12 protein-coding genes are annotated in these 17,908 nt (G+C 67.7%); 7 read left to right on the top strand and 5 right to left on the bottom strand.

Features of this window, described 5'->3' with window-relative positions:
* Window positions 1–56 precede the first annotated feature (56 nt).
* Window positions 57–3,410, bottom strand: a complete 3,354-nt coding sequence (locus ACWPN8_RS08985; RefSeq protein WP_492240559.1) for a transglutaminase family protein — start codon at window positions 3,408–3,410, stop codon at window positions 57–59.
* Between the two features lie 291 nt (window positions 3,411–3,701).
* On the opposite strand from ACWPN8_RS08985, the gene ACWPN8_RS08980 reads away from it, so the two are divergent.
* Both ACWPN8_RS08980 and ACWPN8_RS08975 read left to right on the top strand, forming a co-directional pair.
* Window positions 3,702–4,589, top strand: a complete 888-nt coding sequence (locus tag ACWPN8_RS08980; RefSeq protein WP_492240558.1) for a hypothetical protein — start codon at window positions 3,702–3,704, stop codon at window positions 4,587–4,589.
* Between the two features lie 31 nt (window positions 4,590–4,620).
* On the top strand, window positions 4,621–5,478 hold the full coding sequence (locus tag ACWPN8_RS08975) for a lysozyme inhibitor LprI family protein (RefSeq protein WP_492240557.1): 858 nt from the start codon (window positions 4,621–4,623) through the stop codon (window positions 5,476–5,478).
* On the opposite strand, the gene ACWPN8_RS08970 is transcribed toward ACWPN8_RS08975, so the two are convergent.
* Window positions 5,475–6,371 carry an aldose 1-epimerase gene (locus ACWPN8_RS08970; RefSeq protein ID WP_492240556.1) on the bottom strand — a complete coding sequence of 299 codons (897 nt, stop codon included), beginning with the start codon at window positions 6,369–6,371 and terminating at the stop codon, window positions 5,475–5,477. The two genes, ACWPN8_RS08975 and ACWPN8_RS08970, sit on opposite strands and share 4 nt — an antisense overlap.
* A 298-nt stretch (window positions 6,372–6,669) precedes the next feature.
* On the opposite strand from ACWPN8_RS08970, the gene ACWPN8_RS08965 reads away from it, so the two are divergent.
* Window positions 6,670–9,357, top strand: a complete 2,688-nt coding sequence (locus ACWPN8_RS08965) for a serine/threonine-protein kinase (RefSeq protein WP_492240555.1) — start codon at window positions 6,670–6,672, stop codon at window positions 9,355–9,357.
* Between the two features lie 87 nt (window positions 9,358–9,444).
* Here ACWPN8_RS08965 and ACWPN8_RS08960 read toward each other — a convergent pair whose 3' ends face one another.
* Window positions 9,445–10,014, bottom strand: coding sequence for a peptidylprolyl isomerase (locus tag ACWPN8_RS08960; RefSeq protein ID WP_109446258.1), 570 nt, complete (start codon window positions 10,012–10,014; stop codon window positions 9,445–9,447).
* Between the two features lie 196 nt (window positions 10,015–10,210).
* On the opposite strand from ACWPN8_RS08960, the gene ACWPN8_RS08955 reads away from it, so the two are divergent.
* The 4 genes from ACWPN8_RS08955 to ACWPN8_RS08940 are packed head-to-tail and all read left to right on the top strand — an operon-like array spanning window position 10,211 to window position 14,605.
* Window positions 10,211–11,920: an intermembrane phospholipid transport YdbH family protein gene (locus tag ACWPN8_RS08955; RefSeq protein WP_492240554.1), complete on the top strand. Its 1,710-nt coding sequence runs from the start codon at window positions 10,211–10,213 to the stop codon at window positions 11,918–11,920.
* A gap of 8 nt (window positions 11,921–11,928) precedes the next feature.
* Window positions 11,929–12,177, top strand: a complete 249-nt coding sequence (locus ACWPN8_RS08950; RefSeq protein WP_109446254.1) for a YnbE family lipoprotein — start codon at window positions 11,929–11,931, stop codon at window positions 12,175–12,177.
* Entirely contained in the window at window positions 12,177–12,545 is a 369-nt protein-coding gene (locus ACWPN8_RS08945; protein WP_109446252.1) for a YdbL family probable chaperone protein, read from the top strand. The genes ACWPN8_RS08950 and ACWPN8_RS08945 overlap by 1 nt, the downstream gene beginning before the upstream one ends.
* Window positions 12,542–14,605: an O-linked N-acetylglucosamine transferase, SPINDLY family protein gene (locus ACWPN8_RS08940; RefSeq protein ID WP_492240553.1), complete on the top strand. Its 2,064-nt coding sequence runs from the start codon at window positions 12,542–12,544 to the stop codon at window positions 14,603–14,605. Before ACWPN8_RS08945 ends, ACWPN8_RS08940 begins: the two co-directional genes overlap by 4 nt.
* Here the strand turns inward: ACWPN8_RS08940 and ACWPN8_RS08935 are convergent.
* Window positions 14,596–15,321, bottom strand: a complete 726-nt coding sequence (locus ACWPN8_RS08935) for a hypothetical protein (protein WP_109446250.1) — start codon at window positions 15,319–15,321, stop codon at window positions 14,596–14,598. The two genes, ACWPN8_RS08940 and ACWPN8_RS08935, sit on opposite strands and share 10 nt — an antisense overlap.
* 107 nt (window positions 15,322–15,428) lie before the next feature.
* Entirely contained in the window at window positions 15,429–17,825 is a 2,397-nt protein-coding gene (locus tag ACWPN8_RS08930; protein WP_492240552.1) for an LPS-assembly protein LptD, read from the bottom strand.
* Window positions 17,826–17,908: the final 83 nt, after the last annotated feature.

The raw sequence follows: 17,908 nt of genomic DNA, 5'->3' as shown, positions 1-17,908 counted from the left end.
ACGCTCCGGCTTGCCGGAAATTGCAGACCGATCCGACGCCGTCGGGTCGTCGGGACTCAGCCCCGCCGCAGATCCAGCGTCATCGGGAATTGCGGGTTGCGTTCCTCCGCCGGGCTGTCCATCGGGCCGGGGGTGTGGCCGAAGGGGAAGAAGCGGGCCAGACGGCGCCCCTCCGCCTCGTTGGCATTGACCGGGAAGGTCTCGTAGTTGCGTCCGCCCGGATGCATGACGTGATAGGTGCAGCCGCCGATGGACCGGCCGGCCCAGCTGTCCAGGATGTCGAAGATCAGCGGGGTATGGACCGGGATCGTCGGATGCAGACAGGAGGGCGGTTGCCACGCGCGGTACCGCACGCCGCCGACGAACTCGCCCTCCACCCCGGTCGGGATCAGCGGCACGCGCCGGCCGTTGCAGGTGATGACATGGCGGGCGTCGATCAGGCCGGTGACGCGGACCTGCACCCGCTCCACCGAGCTGTCGACATAGCGCACCGTGCCGCCGCCGCCCGGTTCCTCGCCCAGGACGTGCCAGGGCTCCAGCGCCATGCGCAGTTCCATGGTGATGCCGCGCTGGTTGACATGTCCGTAGACCGGGAAGCGGAAGTTGAAGTGCGGCGCGAACCAGCTGTCCTCCAGCGGATAGCCATGGTCGCGCAGATCCAGAAGCACGTCGGCCATGTCCTGCTGGAGGAAGTGCGGCAGCATGAAGCGATCGTGCAGGTCGGTGCCCCAGCGCACCAGACGGCCTTTGTAGGGGTGCTTCCAGAAGCGTGCGACCAGCGCCCGCATCAGAAGCTGCTGGGTCAGGCTCATCTCCGCATGCGGCGGCATCTCGAAGGCGCGGAACTCGACAAGGCCGAGGCGGCCGGTGGAGCTGTCAGGCGAATAGAGCTTGTCGATGCAGAACTCCGCCCGGTGGGTGTTGCCCTGCACGTCGACCAGCAGGTTGCGCAGCACCCGGTCGACCAGCCAGGGCGGGCAATTGCCGCTCGCCGCCGCCTGATCGATCTGGTTGAAGGCGATCTCCAGCTCATAGAGCTGGTCGTCGCGCGCCTCGTCCACCCGCGGCGCCTGGCTGGTCGGGCCGATGAACAGGCCGGAGAAGACGTAGGACAGGGCAGGGTGGTTCTGCCAGTAGGTGATCAGGCTGCGCAGCAGGTCGGGGCGGCGCAGGAAGGGGCTGTCGGCCGCGGTGGCGCCGCCCATCACCACATGGTTGCCGCCGCCGGTGCCGCAATGGCGCCCGTCGATCATGAACTTCTCTGCACCCAGGCGGGACTGGCGCGCATCCTCGTACAGGGTGACGGTGTTGCGCACCAGATCGTCCCAGCTGTGGGCCGGGTGGATGTTCACCTCGATCACACCGGGGTCCGGGGTGACGGCCAGCGAGTTCAGCCGCGGGTCCTTCGGCGGCTGGTAACCCTCGATGACCACCGGCATGTCCAACTCGACCGCCGTCGCCTCGATCTCCGCCAGCATCGCCAGATAGTCTTCCAGCGTGCTCATCGGCGGCATGAACAGGTGCAGGCGCCCGTTGCGAGCCTCGCAGCTCAGGGCGGTGCGCACCACCCACCAGGCCGACTTGCCGTCCTCCGGCAGTTCGTCGCGGATTTCCGCCATGATGCGCTGGCGTTGCGCGATCCGCTTGTCGGTATGGACGCCGCGGTCGGATTCCTGAACGGCGCCGCGGATCTCCTGCCGGCGCTGCACCGGATGCGGCGGCAAGGGGCCGCGATCCTCGAACGGGTCGGTTTCCCAGGCATAGGGATAGTCGGTCTTGGACACCCAGGGCAGGGACCCCAGCGGCAGGCGGTAGCCGACCGGGCTGTCGCCGGGGATCAGCAGCAGCTTTTCCTGGCGCAGCGGCCATGTGCTGGAGAGCCAGACCGGGCCCTGCTGGGTCATGCGCCGGTTGATCGGCAGGACGAAGCCAACCGGCTCCGCCAAGCCGCGGGTGAAGACATGCGCCAGCCGCTCTCGCTCCTCCTTGTCCTCCAGCCTGCTGTTCAGTGGATCGACATTGATGGGAAGCTGCGATTCCTTGCGCAGGTAGTGCCAGGGATCCTCATAGGCGCCGAGCACGAGGTTCGGGTCGAGGCCCAGCCGCTTTGCCAGCGCCATCAGGAAGACGCCGGCATCCTGCGCCGTGTGGCCGTAATCGGTGTCCTCGCGCGCCAGCAGGTCGCTGTTCGCCCACAGCGCCTCGCCGTCGCGGCGCCAATAGACGGTCATCGCCCAGCGCGGCAGCGATTCGCCGGGATACCATTTGCCCTGGCCGAAATGCAGGAGGCCCCCGGGGGCGAAGCGCGCCATCAGCCGATGGATCAGGTCGGCGGCCATCCTGCGCTTTTGCGGACCGAGCGCCGTCGTGTTCCACTCGGCGCCGTCCATGTCGTCGATGGACACGAAGGTCGGCTCGCCGCCCATGGTCAGGCGGACATCCTCGGCCTTCAGAACCTCGTCGACGCGGTGGCCCAGCGCCTCGATGGCCGCCCATTGATGGGGGCTGTAGGGCTTGGTGACGCGCGGCGCCTCGTAGATGCGGGTGACCGACATCTCATGGCCGAACTCGACCTCCGCCTCGTCGACGAGGCCGGAGATGGGGGCGGCGGAAGACGCATCGGGGGTGCAGGCCAGCGGGATGTGCCCTTCGCCCGCCAGCAGGCCGGAGGTGGGATCGAGCCCGACCCAGCCGGCGCCGGGGAGGAACACCTCCACCCAGGCATGCAGGTCGGTGAAGTCGCTTTCCGGACCGGACGGGCCGTCCAGCGCCTTCTGGTCGGCGGTCAGCTGGATCAGGTAGCCGGAGACGAAGCGGGTGGCCAGCCCCAGGTGACGCAGAATCTGCACCAGCAGCCATGCCGAATCGCGGCAGGACCCGGTGCGCTTGGTCAGCGTTTCCTCACAGCTCTGGATGCCGGGCTCCAGCCGGATGACGTAGCCGATGTCCTGCTGAAGCCGCTGGTTCACCGCCACCAGGAAGTCGATAGTCGGCGTCTTGTCCCGCGGGATGTCCGTCAGGTAGGCGGCCAGCTCGGGACCCGGCACCTCCGTCTCCAGATAGGGGCGCAACTCGCGCTGCAGCCAGTCCTCGTAGGCGAAGGGGATGTGGCTCGCCTTCTCCTCAAGGAAAAAGTCGAACGGGTTGATCGCGGCGATCTCGGCGACGAGATCGACTTCGACAACGAACTCGCGGGTCTTTTCCGGGAAAACGAATCGGGCCTGGAAATTCGATTGCGGGTCCTGCTGCCAGTTCAGGAAATGCTGCTTGGGCGTGACCTTCAGGGAATAGCTGAGGATCGGTGTCCGGCAATGGGGCGCCGGGCGCAGCCGGATGATCTGAGGGCCGAGGGAGACCGGCCGGTCGTAGCGATAGATCGTCTTGTGGTTCAGCGCGACGTGGATCGCCATTGAAAACCCCGCCTCATGCCTGTTCGATGATGTTCGCGCCATGGTTAGGTCCAGGGTCGCCACCGCAACGGTAACACCGATAAATCCGCCCCGACAGGGTGCCCCGGCGCCGACCCTACCGCAGTTGCGAAAAAGTCACGAAGTTGCCTGTGACGCGCGCTGCGGCTTTCTTCCGTTCGCGTTACCCTTTATATCCTAAGCGAACGGGCTGGCGTTGCGGCGGGGATTCGCGTCTGGATGGTGTCGGTGGCGGCTTTTTCATCAACGGGCAGCAACCGGGGGTCCGGCGGTATGGGCGACGCAGGCTTGGGCGGCGCCGGGCGGGGCGTCGTCACCGGCAAATACTTCAACTTCAAGCCGCTGCCTCCTCCGGCCGACATCCTCGGCAACCCGCTGGTCGTACCCAACCTGCCGACGCACAAGCTGCCGAAGGAGACCTTCGGCAGCCGGGTGAAGCGGTTTCTTGCCCGGATGAATCTGGGAAGCCAGTCGGCGGAGACCCGCCTACGCTGGAAACTGTACGACACCATCCAGGCGACGATGGCGTCGCTGTCGCCCGCCGTCACGCTGGTTGCGGAGAAGCGGGCGCCGGCAAAGAGCAAGACGCTGTCGGTTCCCATCGTCGTCGTGCGCCACCCCTATCATCTGCGCCATGTGTTCGAGATGCTGCCGAACATCCCCGACACCCATGCGGCGGAACGGCGTTTTCTCGAGTTGCTGATGACCCGTGCGCTGAAGCGCTACGGTGAGCAGATGGCGCTGATCAAAGGCAGCCCCTTCTCCTTCGAGCATGAGGCGCGAGAATACTTTTTCGCCGGCTTCCGGCTGGAAAAGCAGATCAAGAAGGTCAACAGTCCCGACGAGCGCTTCGCCGCGTTGCAAGCCATCCACACCAGCTATTTCCACGGACGCAATTACTACTATTTCGCTCTGCTGCGGCGGGAAAAGCTGGCGCCCGACAACAAGCTGTTCATGCTGTTCGCCCGAGCCGTCTATTTCATGGCCCGAGTCGACTGGAATGGCGAGCTGCTGGACAAGCCCAACCCGCGCATGCTGCCCAGCCGCGACGACATGCTGTTTTTCGTGGAGCGTGACAAGTCGGTCGTGACGCGCTATCGCACCGACCAGGATTTCCAGCGTCAGGTCAAGGCCGTGCTGGAGGCTTTCCCCGCTTCGTGACGTCCCGTTTCCCCATCCAAGGTTTCCTGCGATGCGCGCCCTGTCCCTGGTTGGCGGTTTTCTGGCTGCCGGCTCCCTGCTCTCGGTCATGACCGCGGTCCCCGCCCTTTCGGCTTCGGCGGATACCCCGTCGCCCGAAGCGGCGGCGCCGGCTGCGCCCGGCTGCGAAACGGCGGAGACGCCGGTGGCGCAGCTGACCTGTCGCGATCCGAAGCTTGCGGAGGCCAGTGCGGCGATGGACGCCGCGCTGGCGGCGCTGGGGGCCACCACCGACGACACCGGGCGTGCGGCAATTGCGGACGCCCAGACCGTCTGGCGGGCGCGCCGGGACGAGGCCTGTCAGGTGACCGCGGCCGATCTTGCCGACTCGAAGGCCGGCAAGACCCGCAGCGACTGCCTGTTGCGCGTTCTTCGCCAGCGCACGGCCGCGCTGGAGACGGAGCGGCAGGCGCGCTCGCATCCGGTCGGCGACCTGCCGCTGTCCGTCGCCGGTGCCGCCGCCCGCCGGTTCGACCCACCCGAGCCGCACCTCCCGCCCTTCAGCCGCAAGGTGGCGCTGTCGACACTCACCGGGCGCTGGGCCAAGGCCGATCCGACCGACCGCGCCGCCATCGACGATTGCCGCAGCTCCTATCTGGAGATCGGGGCAGATCGCGGCCTGCACGCGGTGGATGCGCGGCTGCCGCAGTTTCCGCTGAACGGTACGCTGGCGACCGACGGCGATCCGCTCCGGGGGGTGGCACTCCTGCCCGCCGGTCCGGCGGAAGGCACACCGGCACCCCTGGCGACCTTGCGTCTGTTGCCGGCCGATTCGCCGCGCCTCGACCGGCTGGTCCTGCGCATGCAGCCGCCGGCGACCTTCGCCGCAGAATTCGTGCGCTGCCGCTAAAGCCGCGACAGCAGGAAGCGGACGGTCAGGGACAGCCGTTCGCCCGGCGGCAGGGCGATGACGCCGGCATCGGGCTCCTGCGGATGATTCAGCGCATCGGTCATGTGGGTGACCGGCTCCAGGCACAGGTAAGGCTCTTCCGCCGGAACATAGACGATCAGGTGGGCGGCCGGCCCGTCGGCGAGCATGGTCAGGCGCAGCCGCTCCTGCGGGCGGTCGAGCGTCGCCGAACCGCTCCAACCGGTGAAGCCATTGTCCAGCGCCACACGGTCCATCGTCACGCCGTGGCGGAAATCCCAGGCCGGGGGCAGCGGGCGCTTGCGGCAGGGCAGGATGGTCTCGTCATTCTCCCACACGCCATTCACATCGGCGGTCACCCGGCTGCCCGGCGTCTTGACGAAATAGGGGTGCAGCCCCAGTCCGGCCGGCATGTCGCTGTCGGCCTCGTTGATGAGATCCAAGGTGACGGTCAAGCCCTCGCCGTCCAGCGCCACCGTTTGCGCCGCGCGATAGCTCCAGGGCCAATCGTCCGCCCGGTGGGTGAAGCCCATCCGCAAGGCATCGTCGGTCACAGCCTCGACACTCCACGGGGTGGACCAGCCATGGCCGTGGATGCGGTGCGGCGATCCGGGATCGGTCGCCAGTCTCACCTCGCGCCCCTGGAAGACGAACCGGCCGCCGCCGATGCGGTTGGAAAAGGGAACCAGGGGAAAACAGGCCATGTCGGGGGCGAAATCGCCGGCCAGCGCCTGGTCGGACGCCCGACGGAACAGCTCTACCGGACCATCGGCGGTGGACAGGCTCCAACTCGCCAGCGAGCCACCGCAGTGGGGGGCCGCCGTGAGAGTCATCGGCCCGTGTCGCAACGCGATGATGGTGCCGTTCCGGATCATGCGTTTCCCCCATCGTCAGCGTTCCATTTTTTATCGCACATGCGAAGAGCGAAGGGAACGGCCCCCGCAGTCAACGGCCAGCATGGCGCAATGCTGACACAACTCTTGTGTTTTTGATGAAAAATGCAGGTATCGTACACCCGTCATTTACACTCGCTGCGCAACCATGCTTCCCGGGCGGTATGTTCCGGCGGTGTGCCCTGACCGGCGCGGCGCGCCGGTTCGATCGACAACGCAGGCGCGGCGCTGTTGTTGCGTCCCGGCTGCAACCATCCGCCATCTGATGGAAAGGCCCTGAGTGTCCAGTCCCCAGCTCAGCCGCGCAACGCCGACACCCCAGCCGGCCATGGCCATGCTCGATGAGGCGGAGCTGTGCGGCGCGCTGGCGGATTACCATGCGCTGCCGGCGCGTCTGGTGATCGGGGTGGCGATGCGGTCGTATCTGGACCCGCTGCTTCTGACGCCGACGGAGCTGATCCATCTCGCCAAGCCACTGAAATCCTGCCTGGAGCAGGGCTCCCTGGTCGAGGCGGCCATCACCAGGATCGCGACGATCCAGGCACGCTCGCCGGGGCAGGATCTTCAGGTTCGCCGCCGCGCCATCCGTGCCGCGGTGGACGAGAGCTGGGCAAAAGCCCGGGTCGCCCAGGTTGCCTTCGCCGCCATGCCGCGCGGCCGCACCTCCGTCGACTGGCTGCTGTCCCAGGGGAGCAAGACACCAACCGGCGATGCGGATTATGACCTGCGCGTCGCCATCGGCCTGGAGCTTGTCGAGCTCAAGAGCTGGAACGGCAAGTTGGACCGGCTGCTGGAACTGCACCAGCGGGATCGGGATGAACGGCTGGCCGCGGCGGTCGATGGGGTGATCGGCGACATCCTGGCCTCGTCCGCGGCGGGTGCGGAGCTGTTCGGCTCCAACCTGCTGCCCGGCGCGCTGTTGGGAACCCTGTGCGACCTGCTGTTCGGCCGGATCGGCATGGAAGCCATCGGACCGAACCGCGTCGGCGTGCTGAACGCCCTGTTCCGCCAGAACAAGCTTCCCCAGGCGAAGGCCGCGGTGCTCGACCGCATCCGCCGCCAGTTGAAGGCGCCCCAGCCGCTGGGACGTGGCGCCTTCGATCAGGAGGCGGAGATGCTGAAGACGCTGGTCGGCCATCTGCTGACCCGCGACGGGCTGATCGGCGGCGCGGCGATGGCCGATGCATTGACTGTACGCTATTCGCGCCGGCTGGAGCAGGGGGGAGCCAGCGCCTATCGCCGGTCGATCGTCGGGCTTGGCGAGGGGCAATCGGACCTGATCTGCCGCATCCATTACCTGACCCGCGTCGCCGCGGTCTCCGCCGCCGAACGGCATGCCGACGAGATCCTCGCCTCGCTGGAGGCCGCCGTCTGCAACGAGCTGCTGATCGAGAACATGCTGGTGCAGACGCCCGACACGGCTCTGCTGGAGCGGGACTTCCTCCGTGCTCTGGCGGCGATCCGCTCCGCTCCGCTGCCGGCCGACACCTGCGAGCGGATCGCCGCAAGGGCCGAACGGGCGGTGGACGATTATGTGAAGACCGGCCAGCTCGCCGTCCGCCTGAGGCAGGTGGAACCGGTCCTGCGCCGCCGTACCGTCCGGCTGGCGGAGGTCGCCTGCTCCGGTCTGATCCGCGAGGACGGGGCGCTGCCGCTGATCCGCCAGCACATCCTCGAGATCGTCCGCCAACCGCAGTTCCAGGCCGAACTTGCCCAGCCGGAGAGCGAAGTCGCCCAGGCCGAGGTCCGGCGTCTGTTGGAACTGCTGGACCGGCTGCGCCAGTTGGCGACCTCGCCCGCCCCGCCTCCCGTTCTGCCGCCTTTTCCTCAGGCGGCGGTGCAGCACACCGTGGAGGTGCCACAGCTTCCGGCCCCCGCGCTTCTCCCAAAAGGCATGCGCGGCGCCGAGACAATCCTTCACCCGGTCAGCCAGCAGCCGACAGGCACAGCGGTGTCGAAGCCGGCCTCCTCCGGCAGGCCCGGCCTGTGCCCAAGCTGCTACACGGCACAAGGAAGCCCCCCAAAAGGTGCCCAAGGAAGTGTCGGCACCTGCGCCGCCTGCGGTTTCCCCGAAAAGTCCGACAACCGGCCGGGCGTGCATCTTGTGCCCGGCACGCTGCTGCATGGCCGCTACCGGGCCGGGAGGGTGCTGGGGCAGGGCGGATTCGGCGCCACCTATCTGGGCTGGGACGACCGGTTGCAGGTGAAGGTGGCGATCAAGGAATATTATCCGGCCAACCTGATCGCCCGGGTTCCCAACGCCGCCGCGGTCTCCCCCTTCTCGGACGAACATGCGGAGACCTTCGCCGCCGGTCTGGAGAAGTTTCTGGAGGAGGCGCGGACGCTCGCCCGGCTGCGCGACGTGCGCGAGATCGTTGGCGTCCAGGATTTCTTCGAGGAGAACGGCACCGCCTATCTGGTCATGGAGCTGCTGGAGGGCCGCACCATGAAGAAGTATCTGGTCGACAGCGGCGGACGCATCGACGTGAAGCGGACCCTGGCCGTGGTGATGCCGATCGCCAAGGCCTTGCAGGCCATCCACGACCAGGGGCTGATCCATCGCGACATCAGCCCGGACAACATCTTCCTGACCAATGGCGGCGACCGCAAGCTGCTGGACTTCGGTGCCGCGCGTCAGACCGCCCGTCCGGGGGCCGGCATGACCGTGATCCTCAAGCCGGGCTATGCCCCGCCGGAGCAATATTCCAATGAGGGGCGGCAAGGCCCCTGGTCCGACGTCTATGCGCTTTGCGCCACCATCTATCTGGCGCTGACCGGCCGTACGCCGCCCGACGCCACTGCCCGTTTCATGAACGACAGGGTGCCGAAGCCGTCGGAACTGGGCGTGGCGCTGGCGCCCGGATTCGAGAAGGTGCTTCTGTCGGGGCTGTCCATGCGCTGGCAGAACCGGCCGCAATCGATGAAGGATTTGCTTCGGGCCATGACCAACGCGCTGTCCGGCGGCTGAGGCCGGACTCCGGGTTCGGAATCGGCGCGCAAGAAAAAGGGGACCGGCGAACCGGTCCCCTTTTTCTGATCGGCTGATCCGGCGACGTTATTTCGCGTCGGCAGCGACCTGCATCTTGATGATCTTGTCCGGGTTCGAGACCTGACCGTTGCGGGCCTGATCGCCCTTCTTGATCATGTCGACGAACTCCATGCCCTCGACCACCCGGCCCCAGACGGTGTACTGGCGGTCCAGGAACTGGGACGGGGCGAAGCAGATGAAGAACTGGCTGTCGGCGCTGTTCGGATCCTGCGCACGGGCCATCGACAGGGTGCCGCGGATGTGCGGGGTGCTGGAGAACTCGGCCTTCAGCTTCTGCCCGGAGCCGCCCATGCCGGTGCCGGTCGGATCGCCGGTCTGGGCCATGAAGCCGTCGATGACGCGGTGGAAGACGACGCCGTTGTAGAAGCCCTGGCGGGTCAGTTCCTTGATGCGGGCGACGTGGTTCGGCGCCAGGTCGGGCCGCAGTTCGATCACCACGCGACCGTCCTTCAGGTCGAGGTAAATGGTGTTTTCCGGATCCAAGGCCTTCGCCTCCCCTTGAGAAACTGTAAAGAACGAGACTGTGAAGATTGTGGCGAACAGAGCCGCCAGCAATGCGCGGGTCCACCGCTTCATGCGAAACACTCCGATGAGCCGAAATCCGCGCCCCGGACCATAGGGGAAAAGCGGCGGAATGCAAAGCCGCGCTGGCGGGGAGTTCGACCGGTCGGCCAATCGATAGACGGGCCGGTCGGTCTGACACCCGAAAGATCCGCCAAAGGTCACGGATGACGGCCGCTCGTCCGGGTGTTCATCCGGGCGTGGACGTGGCATGCCGGTCCTGACGAGCAGACGGGAAGGGGCAGGAACATTGAGGCTGGGGAGGGCGATAGCGGGGACGGTGGCGGTGGCGGTGACGCTTGGCGTCGTCGGGCTGGGCGGGGTGATCCTGGCCGGACCGGCGCTGATCGGCGCCACCGCGACCGAAGTGCTGCGTGGGACCGGCTTCACCGGTGCCAGTGTGACCGTCACCGGACTGCGCATCGCCGACGGGTGGCAGGGGCTGCGGCTCGAAATCACCGGCGACAGCGGCCCGCTCGAAGCGGCGGCCAAGGCGCTGGATTTGCCGATGTCGGGACGGCTGGTCCTGTTCGGCGCGCTGGTAGTCGGGACGGATGGCGGCGCCGTGACCGTGACCCCCGACGGTTGCCTGCCGGCCAAGGCGGACGGACTGACGGTTTCCGGCCAGCGTCTCGACCTGCCGCAGGGAGCGACGCTGTGCGCCGCGCGGAAGGGTGAGCTTCTGCGCTGGGCGCCCGGTTCCATGACCGTCGCGGCAGAGTTGCAAGCGCCGCGCCTCGACATGCCGACGAGCAGTCTGCGGGCCGAGCAGGTCGTGCTGCGGCTGGGGCAGGACGGCACCGGACGGCGGGCGGATGGCACCGTCGTACGGCTGACCAATACGGCCAAGCCGGCGCCCGTCGTGCCTCTGGCCGTCACCATGCAGGCGGTTCAGGCGGGGGAAGCTCCGTGGACCATCGACGGCACCGCCAAGGGCGCAAACGGCCTTCTCACGGTTACGCTTAACGGTACCTATGACCAGACCGCCGGCACCGGGCGGCTGGAGGCGGTGGCGAAGCCGATCCGACTCGCCGGGAACGGACCCGGTCTCGTCGCCATTTCGCCGTTGGGCGCGACCTTCCTGGAGAAAGCGTCCGGCACGCTGTCCGGGAAGGCCACGCTTTCCCTGACCCCCAAGGGCTTGACCACGGCCGGTCAAGCGGTGGTCAAGGGCTTGGCCGGCGCCGCCGGTCCGGTGACGGTTGCCGGTGTCAGCGGTACGGTCGCCCTGTCCAGCCTGTCGCCCCCGGTGATCCCGGACGGACAGAAGCTGTCCATCGGCCTGCTGGATGTCGGCATTCCGCTGACCGATGGGACGCTTCTGTTCGGTTATGGCCGTGACGGGCGTCTCGATGTCGACCGGGCCGAGTGGCGTTGGGCCGGCGGCACGCTCCATGCCGACCCGTTCGAACTGTCACCCGACAAGCCGAAGGGAACTGTCACCCTGCATGCCGACGGCATCGATGCGGCAAAGCTGCTGGAGTTGATCGCCGTGGATGGGCTGGAGGCAAGCGGCAAGCTGGCCGGCACCCTCCCTGTGGTCCTTGCCGGCGATACCGTCACGTTGAACGGCGGTGTCCTCGAATCGGCGGGCCCCGGCACGCTGCGTTACGACCCCGCCCAGCCGCCATCCGGCCTGAAGGGGGAGAAAGGCAGCCCGACCGCCATGCTGATGGGCGCCCTGACCGACTTCCATTACGAAACCCTGCGGATCACCATCGACGGGCAGGCCGGCGGCGAACTCAGCGCCGGCTTTTCCCTGCGCGGGGCCAACCCGTCATTCTACGATGGCTATCCGGTTGCGCTTAACCTTAAGCTGTCCGGCGCGCTCGACCGGATTCTGCGCCAGAACCTCGACGTCTACCGGATTCCCGACACAGTGCGGGAGCGGATGACCGGCTCCGACCAGAAGGACCACTGATCGCCACCATGGTTACCAGACTTTCCCACATCGGCCTGACGGCCGCCCTGCTGATCTCCACCGCCGTTGCCGCCTGCGCCCCGACGGTGAAGATCGAGGCGCCCGACAAGCCCATCGAGATCAACCTGAATGTCCGGATCGAGCAGGAGGTGCGGGTCAAGCTGGAGCGCGACGTCGACGACGCGATCCGCAACGACCCCGCCCTGTTCGGCCTTCCCACCGATACCGCGCCTTCTTCGACGAAGGGGAAGAAGTGATGACGAGAAGCCCCCTCAGCCGCCGGCATTTCAACCGGCTTGCCCTCTCCACACTCGCCGCCGGCCTGCTGGCGGTCGCGATGCCGCAACTGGTGCTGGCCCAGGATGCGCTGGCCGCCGCCAAAGCCGCCGGTCAGCTGGGCGAACGCCCGGACGGGATGGTCGGCGTGGTTCCGGGCGCGCCTGCTTCCGCTCAGGCGCTGGCCCAGCAGGTGAACGCCCAGCGCCTCGCCCGCTATCAGGAGATCGCCAAGGGCAACGGCACGGCGCTGGACAAGGTCCAGGCGGTTGCCGGCCAGCAGTTGATCGAGCGCACTCCGGCCGGACAATTCGTGATGACCGCCGCGGGCGAGTGGCAGCGCAAGTGACCTCGCCGCCGCCGACCCTGAAGGAGGCCGGAAAGGAAAGCGGCAAGGGCGCCATCGGCGATCTGCGCCGCCGCCTTGCCGGCAAGGCGGGCGACGCGGCGTTGCTGTCGGCCCTGTTCGCCGCACTCGACACGCTGGGGCAGGCCGGCACGCCCGAGGAGGCGGTCGCCCGCTCCAACCTCGGCGAGGCGTTGCGGCGTCAGGGCCGCCTTGCGGAGGCGGAGGCGCATCACCGCAAGGCGCTGGATTGGCTTCCCGATTTCGGCGGCAACCATTACAATTGGGGCGTGACCCTGCAGGCGCTCGGCCGTCCGGCGGAGGCCGCCGCGGCCTATGGCGAAGCCGCCCGGCTGATGCCCGGCTTCGCACCGGCGCCGTGCAACCAGGGTGTGCTCCTGCGCGAGCTTGGCCGGCTGGACGAGGCGGAAGCGGCTCTGCGCCGGGCGTTGGAACTTGACCATAAGCTGGTGCCGGCCCGGCTGGCCCTGGCCGCCCTGCACCGCGACCGCGGCGACCTGGAGCGCGCCGCCGCCGGTTTCCGTACCTGCCTGTGCCTGCGGCCCGATCTGGCAGAGGGACAGGCCAACCTTGCCCTTGCGTTGAAGGAGCGCGGCCAGCGCGGCGGTCCGGTGGAGGACGCGCCAGCAAGCATCGTCGGCTTCGACCGCGCGCTGCGCATCGGCCTGCCCGATGCCGGTGGCGTTCTGGCGCAGCTGGTGCAGCAACGCCGCCATCTCTGCCGCTGGGATGGGCTGCCGGCATTGTCCGCCCGGCTGGTCGATCTGGTGCGGGAGGGGCGGACGCAGCAGGCACACCCCTGGATCTTCCTGGGGGAAGGGGCAGGGCCGGCGCTGGAGCGTGCCTGTGCCGAGCGTTATTCCGGCTGGAAGACGCGGGGCATCCGGCCCGGCTTCCCGAAGCGCACCGACCGCGGTGCAAAGCTGCGGATCGGCTATCTGTCCGCCGATTTCCACGAGCACGCCACCGCCGTGCTGATCGCCGAGCTGATCGAACGGCACGACCGCGACCGCTTCGAGATCATTGGCTGCTCCCACGGCCCCAACGACGGCGGGCCGTTGCGCAGGCGGCTGGTCGCCGCATTCGACCGCCTTCTCGACCTGTCGGCCCTGACCGACGAGGCGGCAGCCCGGCTGATCCATGAGGCAGGCATCGACATTCTGGTCGATCTGAAAGGCCACACCCAGAATGCCCGTCCGGGGATTGCGGCATACCGGCCGGCACCGGTGCAGGCGCAGTGGCTCGGCTATCCGGGCACGCTGGGCAGCACGGCCATCGATTACGTCATCGCCGACCCGGTGGTGGCGCCAGCCGATCATCAGCGCTTCTACAGCGAGCGCATCGTCCATCTGCCCGACAGCTACCAGCCGAACGACCGGCACCGCGCCATCGGGCCGATGCCAAGCCGCGCCGACTGCGGGCTGCCGGCCGAGGCCGTTGTTTTCTGCGCCTTCAATGCGTCCTACAAGATCGGGCCGGACCTGTTCGGTCGCTGGTGCCGGATTCTGCAACGCGTGCCGGGATCGGTCCTGTGGCTGCTCGACGGGCCGGCCGAGGTCGCCGCCAACCTGCGGGGTGTTGCTGAGGACCGCGGTGTCGCGCCGGAACGCCTGGTCTTCGCCCCGCGCCTTCCGGGACCGGCGCATCTCGCGCGCCACCGGCTGGCTGACCTGTTCCTCGATTCAGCCCCAGTCGGTGCCCATACCACGGCGAGCGACGCGCTGTGGGCCGGGCTGCCGGTGCTGACGGCCCCCGGCCGGTCCTTTGCCGGGCGGGTTGCCGCCAGCCTGCTGCACGCGGCCGGTTTGCCCGAACTGGCTGTGGCGGATTGGGACGCCTATGAAGCGACGGCGCAGCGACTGGCGGTGCAGCCTGCCGAACTGGCCACTCTCAAGCTGCGGCTGGAGCGGGCTCGCGCCACCGCTCCCCTATTCGACACCGACCGGTTCGCCCGTTCCATCGAATCGGCTTTCACGACCATGTGGGACATCCACGCGGCGGGAGAGCCGCCGCGCGGATTCGCCGTTCCGCCTCAGGGATAGGCGCAGCGGTCGGCGGTCACCTCGACGAAGGAGCGCTGGGCCGCGGCGATGGTGAAGCGGTATTCGCTGTTGTCGACCACCAGGGACTGGTGCAGAGGCAGGACGCCGCTGACCGTGGTGCCCTTGCCACCCATGCCGGCGATGCGGATCGTTACCGGCTGGCCGGGATCGAACCAGCTTTCAGCATTGCCTTGCGGGTTGTGCGCCGATTGCCCCTCGCCGGTGACCGTGACGGTGCCGTTGCCGAAGGTGACGCCGCGTGCGCCGCCCTTCAGCAGCGGGGTGCTCAGCGTGAAGCGCTTGGTGTCGGTCGGCTGGCAGTTGCGCGGAACCTGGGCCTGCGAGATGACGAAGGCGAGGCGGTTGGCGTCCAGTCCGCTTTTCAGCCGCTCCCCCACCAGCTGGCTCAGCTTGGCGAGATCGCCGGTCGGCACCTCGCGCTGAAGGCGGCCTTCCAGTTCGGCCGCGCGCGCCTCGGCGGTGCGGGCGGCATGCTGCATCTGGCTGGCCAGCAGCTCCAGCTCCGCCTTCTGGCGCGACAGCGTGGCGATCTCCTCGCGCAGGGTCACGTCGCGGCCCTTCAGCTGCTCGATTCCCATCTGGTAGGAGAAAAGCCCGACCCCCAGCACGAGTGCCGCCAGCAGCATGAACTTGATCACGCCGGCCCGCATGCGTTTGCGGTACCGTCTTTCGTAGTCGTAACGTCCCAGGGTCATGATTTCGATCGTGGCGGGCTGTCTCGTCGGACCTCAATGGCTAATGGCAACGGCCAGGGGATGCAACCCCCTGGCCGTTGGTTTGTGCCGTCTTTTCCCGAAGGCGACTACTGGTTGGCCGACCCGCCGCCCAGGAAGCCTGCGTTGATGCCCGGGCTCTTGAACTCGCCGACATTCTTGAAGACCAGACGGAAGAAGATGGTGTTGCCGTCCTTCTCGCCGGTGGTGCTGATCGTGTAGTCGCGCCGGGCGATGGTCTGGAACAGCAGGCATTCGTCGCCATAGGTCAGCACGGCGAGGCTGGAGCGCGGACCCGGCTGCGGTTCCATCGCCTGGGTGTGGGCGATGCCGATGTTCCAGCGATCGGTGAACTGCGACGAAACGCCAAAGTTCGCCTGCTCCACCCGGTTGCGGGTGACCGCGTTGCGGGATGTCGTCTGGTCGACGTAGGTGTAGGAGGTCGACAGCCGCAGCAGCGGCACGCCGGCCGAGGCGTTCAGCGAGTGACGGCGCGGACGGAAGGTCTCGTGATCGACGCGGAAGCCGTAATTGACGTCCAGCCAGTCGGCGGGCTGCAGATCCAGGCGGCCGACATAATCGGACACCCGCTCCTCCAGGCCCGAATCGCCGGAGAAACCGGCGCTGCTGTCGCTCAGGCGAATGCTCTGGCCCAGGAACAGGCTGGCCGATCCCTGGGTGTAGCCGTAGATCGCTCCGCGCAAGCCGTAGGTGAAGCGCATGCCGTCGTCCAGCCGGTCGATGCCGGTGAATTGGTTGGGCTGCAGCAGGTTCACATCGTCGAACTCGACGTCCAGGCTGTCTTCGTTCGGGAAGAGCCGGCCGTTCGGCAGCTTCGGCGCAAAGGTCAACTGGCCGATGGGCTCCACCAGCTGGGACGAGCTTTCGCCGTAGCGGACGAACGGATAGCGGACGGTGGCCTGCCCCTGCGGGAAGAAGCGGAAGCGGCTGATATTGTCGTCGCCGCGGACCGTCGGGTCGTTGTAGTTGAACTGCTGCGCCTTGTAGCCGGCGACCAGCACGCTGCCCGACAGGGTCGTCACGAAACCGGCGTTGGAGACGATGTTGCGCTCCCACCCCGGCTGGACCATGACGCGCTGGGTGTCGGGGCCGGCATTCCTGAAGCGCGACACCGCCAGCAAGCTCGTATCGAACGACCAGCGGCCCCCCAGCAGGCTGCCCGGCTCGCCCAGCGCGTTGTACTGCGCATAGGGCAGGGTGACCGGCTCCGGGATCGGGTTCCCGTAGCGCATGTCCTGGAAGCTGTAGCCGGTGATCGCCGCATAGTTCCGGCCATGGAAACCTTCGACGAAGGCCTTGCTGGTCAGGTAATCCTCGCGGAAATCGTAATAGCGCCGCAGGAAGGTCGGGTCGCTGGCCCGCTTGATGTCGAAGCCGGCGCGCCACGTCTCGTCGATGTCGAACAGGCCGCGCGCCGCGACATAGCCACGGGTGCGCGTTTCCTTCGGCACGATGGTGGTGTTGGCCACGTCGCCGCGGGTGATGGCGCCTTCCAGCTCCAGCCGTCCGCTCTCGAACCGCTTGCGGTATTGGCCGCCCAGCAGCGGCCCCTGCTGCGAGTAGTAATGCAGGTCGAAGGTGGCGTCCTGGTCCGGCGCGATGTCCCAGTAATAGTGGGTCTTGAGGATCGCGCCGAGATTGGAGTTGTTGCCGAAGGACGGCGTCAGGAACCCGCTCTTGCGGTCGACGGACGGATCGGGGTGCGACAGATAGGGCGTGTAGGCGACGGGGATGCCGAAGATCTCCATCGTCGCGTCGCGGTAGCGGACCTCGTGCTCCTCGTTGTCGTGCACGATGCGCACGGCGCGGATCTGCCACAGCGGCGGACGGGTGGGGTCTTCCTTGCACAGGTCGCAAGGGCTGTAGACGCCGCGGTTGACGCGCGTCAGGCGGCCCTCACGCCGCTCGCCCTCGTTGCCGGCCATGCGGCCATTGTCGGTCATCAGGACGCGGATGTTCTCGATGAACACGTCCTTCAGATCGTCGGTCAGCTCGGCGTAATCGGCGAAGACGATGTCGCCCGACGGCTCTACCAGCCGGATCTTGCCGGTTGCGGTGACGACCTTGGTCTTCTGGTTGTAGGTGATCTTGTCGGCGTGGACGCTGCGCTTGCCCTGGGCCAGCTCGACATTGCCGCTGGCGGTGACGACGCTGTTCACCTCGTCGAAGGTGACCTGATCGGCCGTCAGCAGGACAGGGTCCTGTTTGGATTCGGTGCCGGTCGCGCCGGCCTGGGCCGGAGCGGCAGGCTTGCTGCCCGGAAGCGGTCCGTCGGCCGGCTTGGGAGTCGGCTTCGGAGTCAGCGCCTGCTTGGCCGGAGTCTGGGCATTGGCCGACTCCGGGAGGGCGAGATCCACGGCGGCGACCCCACACGCCACCATCAGCCCGACGATGCCGGAGCGCAGAATGGGGTTGGCGACGGTCGGAGCTTTGGCGCGGGCGCGCCGGGAGACGTGCTTGGGCATGTCGGAACGATTGGGGGAAGCGAAAGCCCAAGTCAACGGTTTCAAGACCCTTGCGCGGGCAATGTCACCGTGTCGCCGTCCCC

This window comes from Azospirillum sp. UENF 112521 (genome assembly GCF_058780665.1).
The sequence above is the reverse complement of the archived record's forward strand: the minus strand, read 5'-3'. Positions and strand labels throughout refer to the sequence as shown.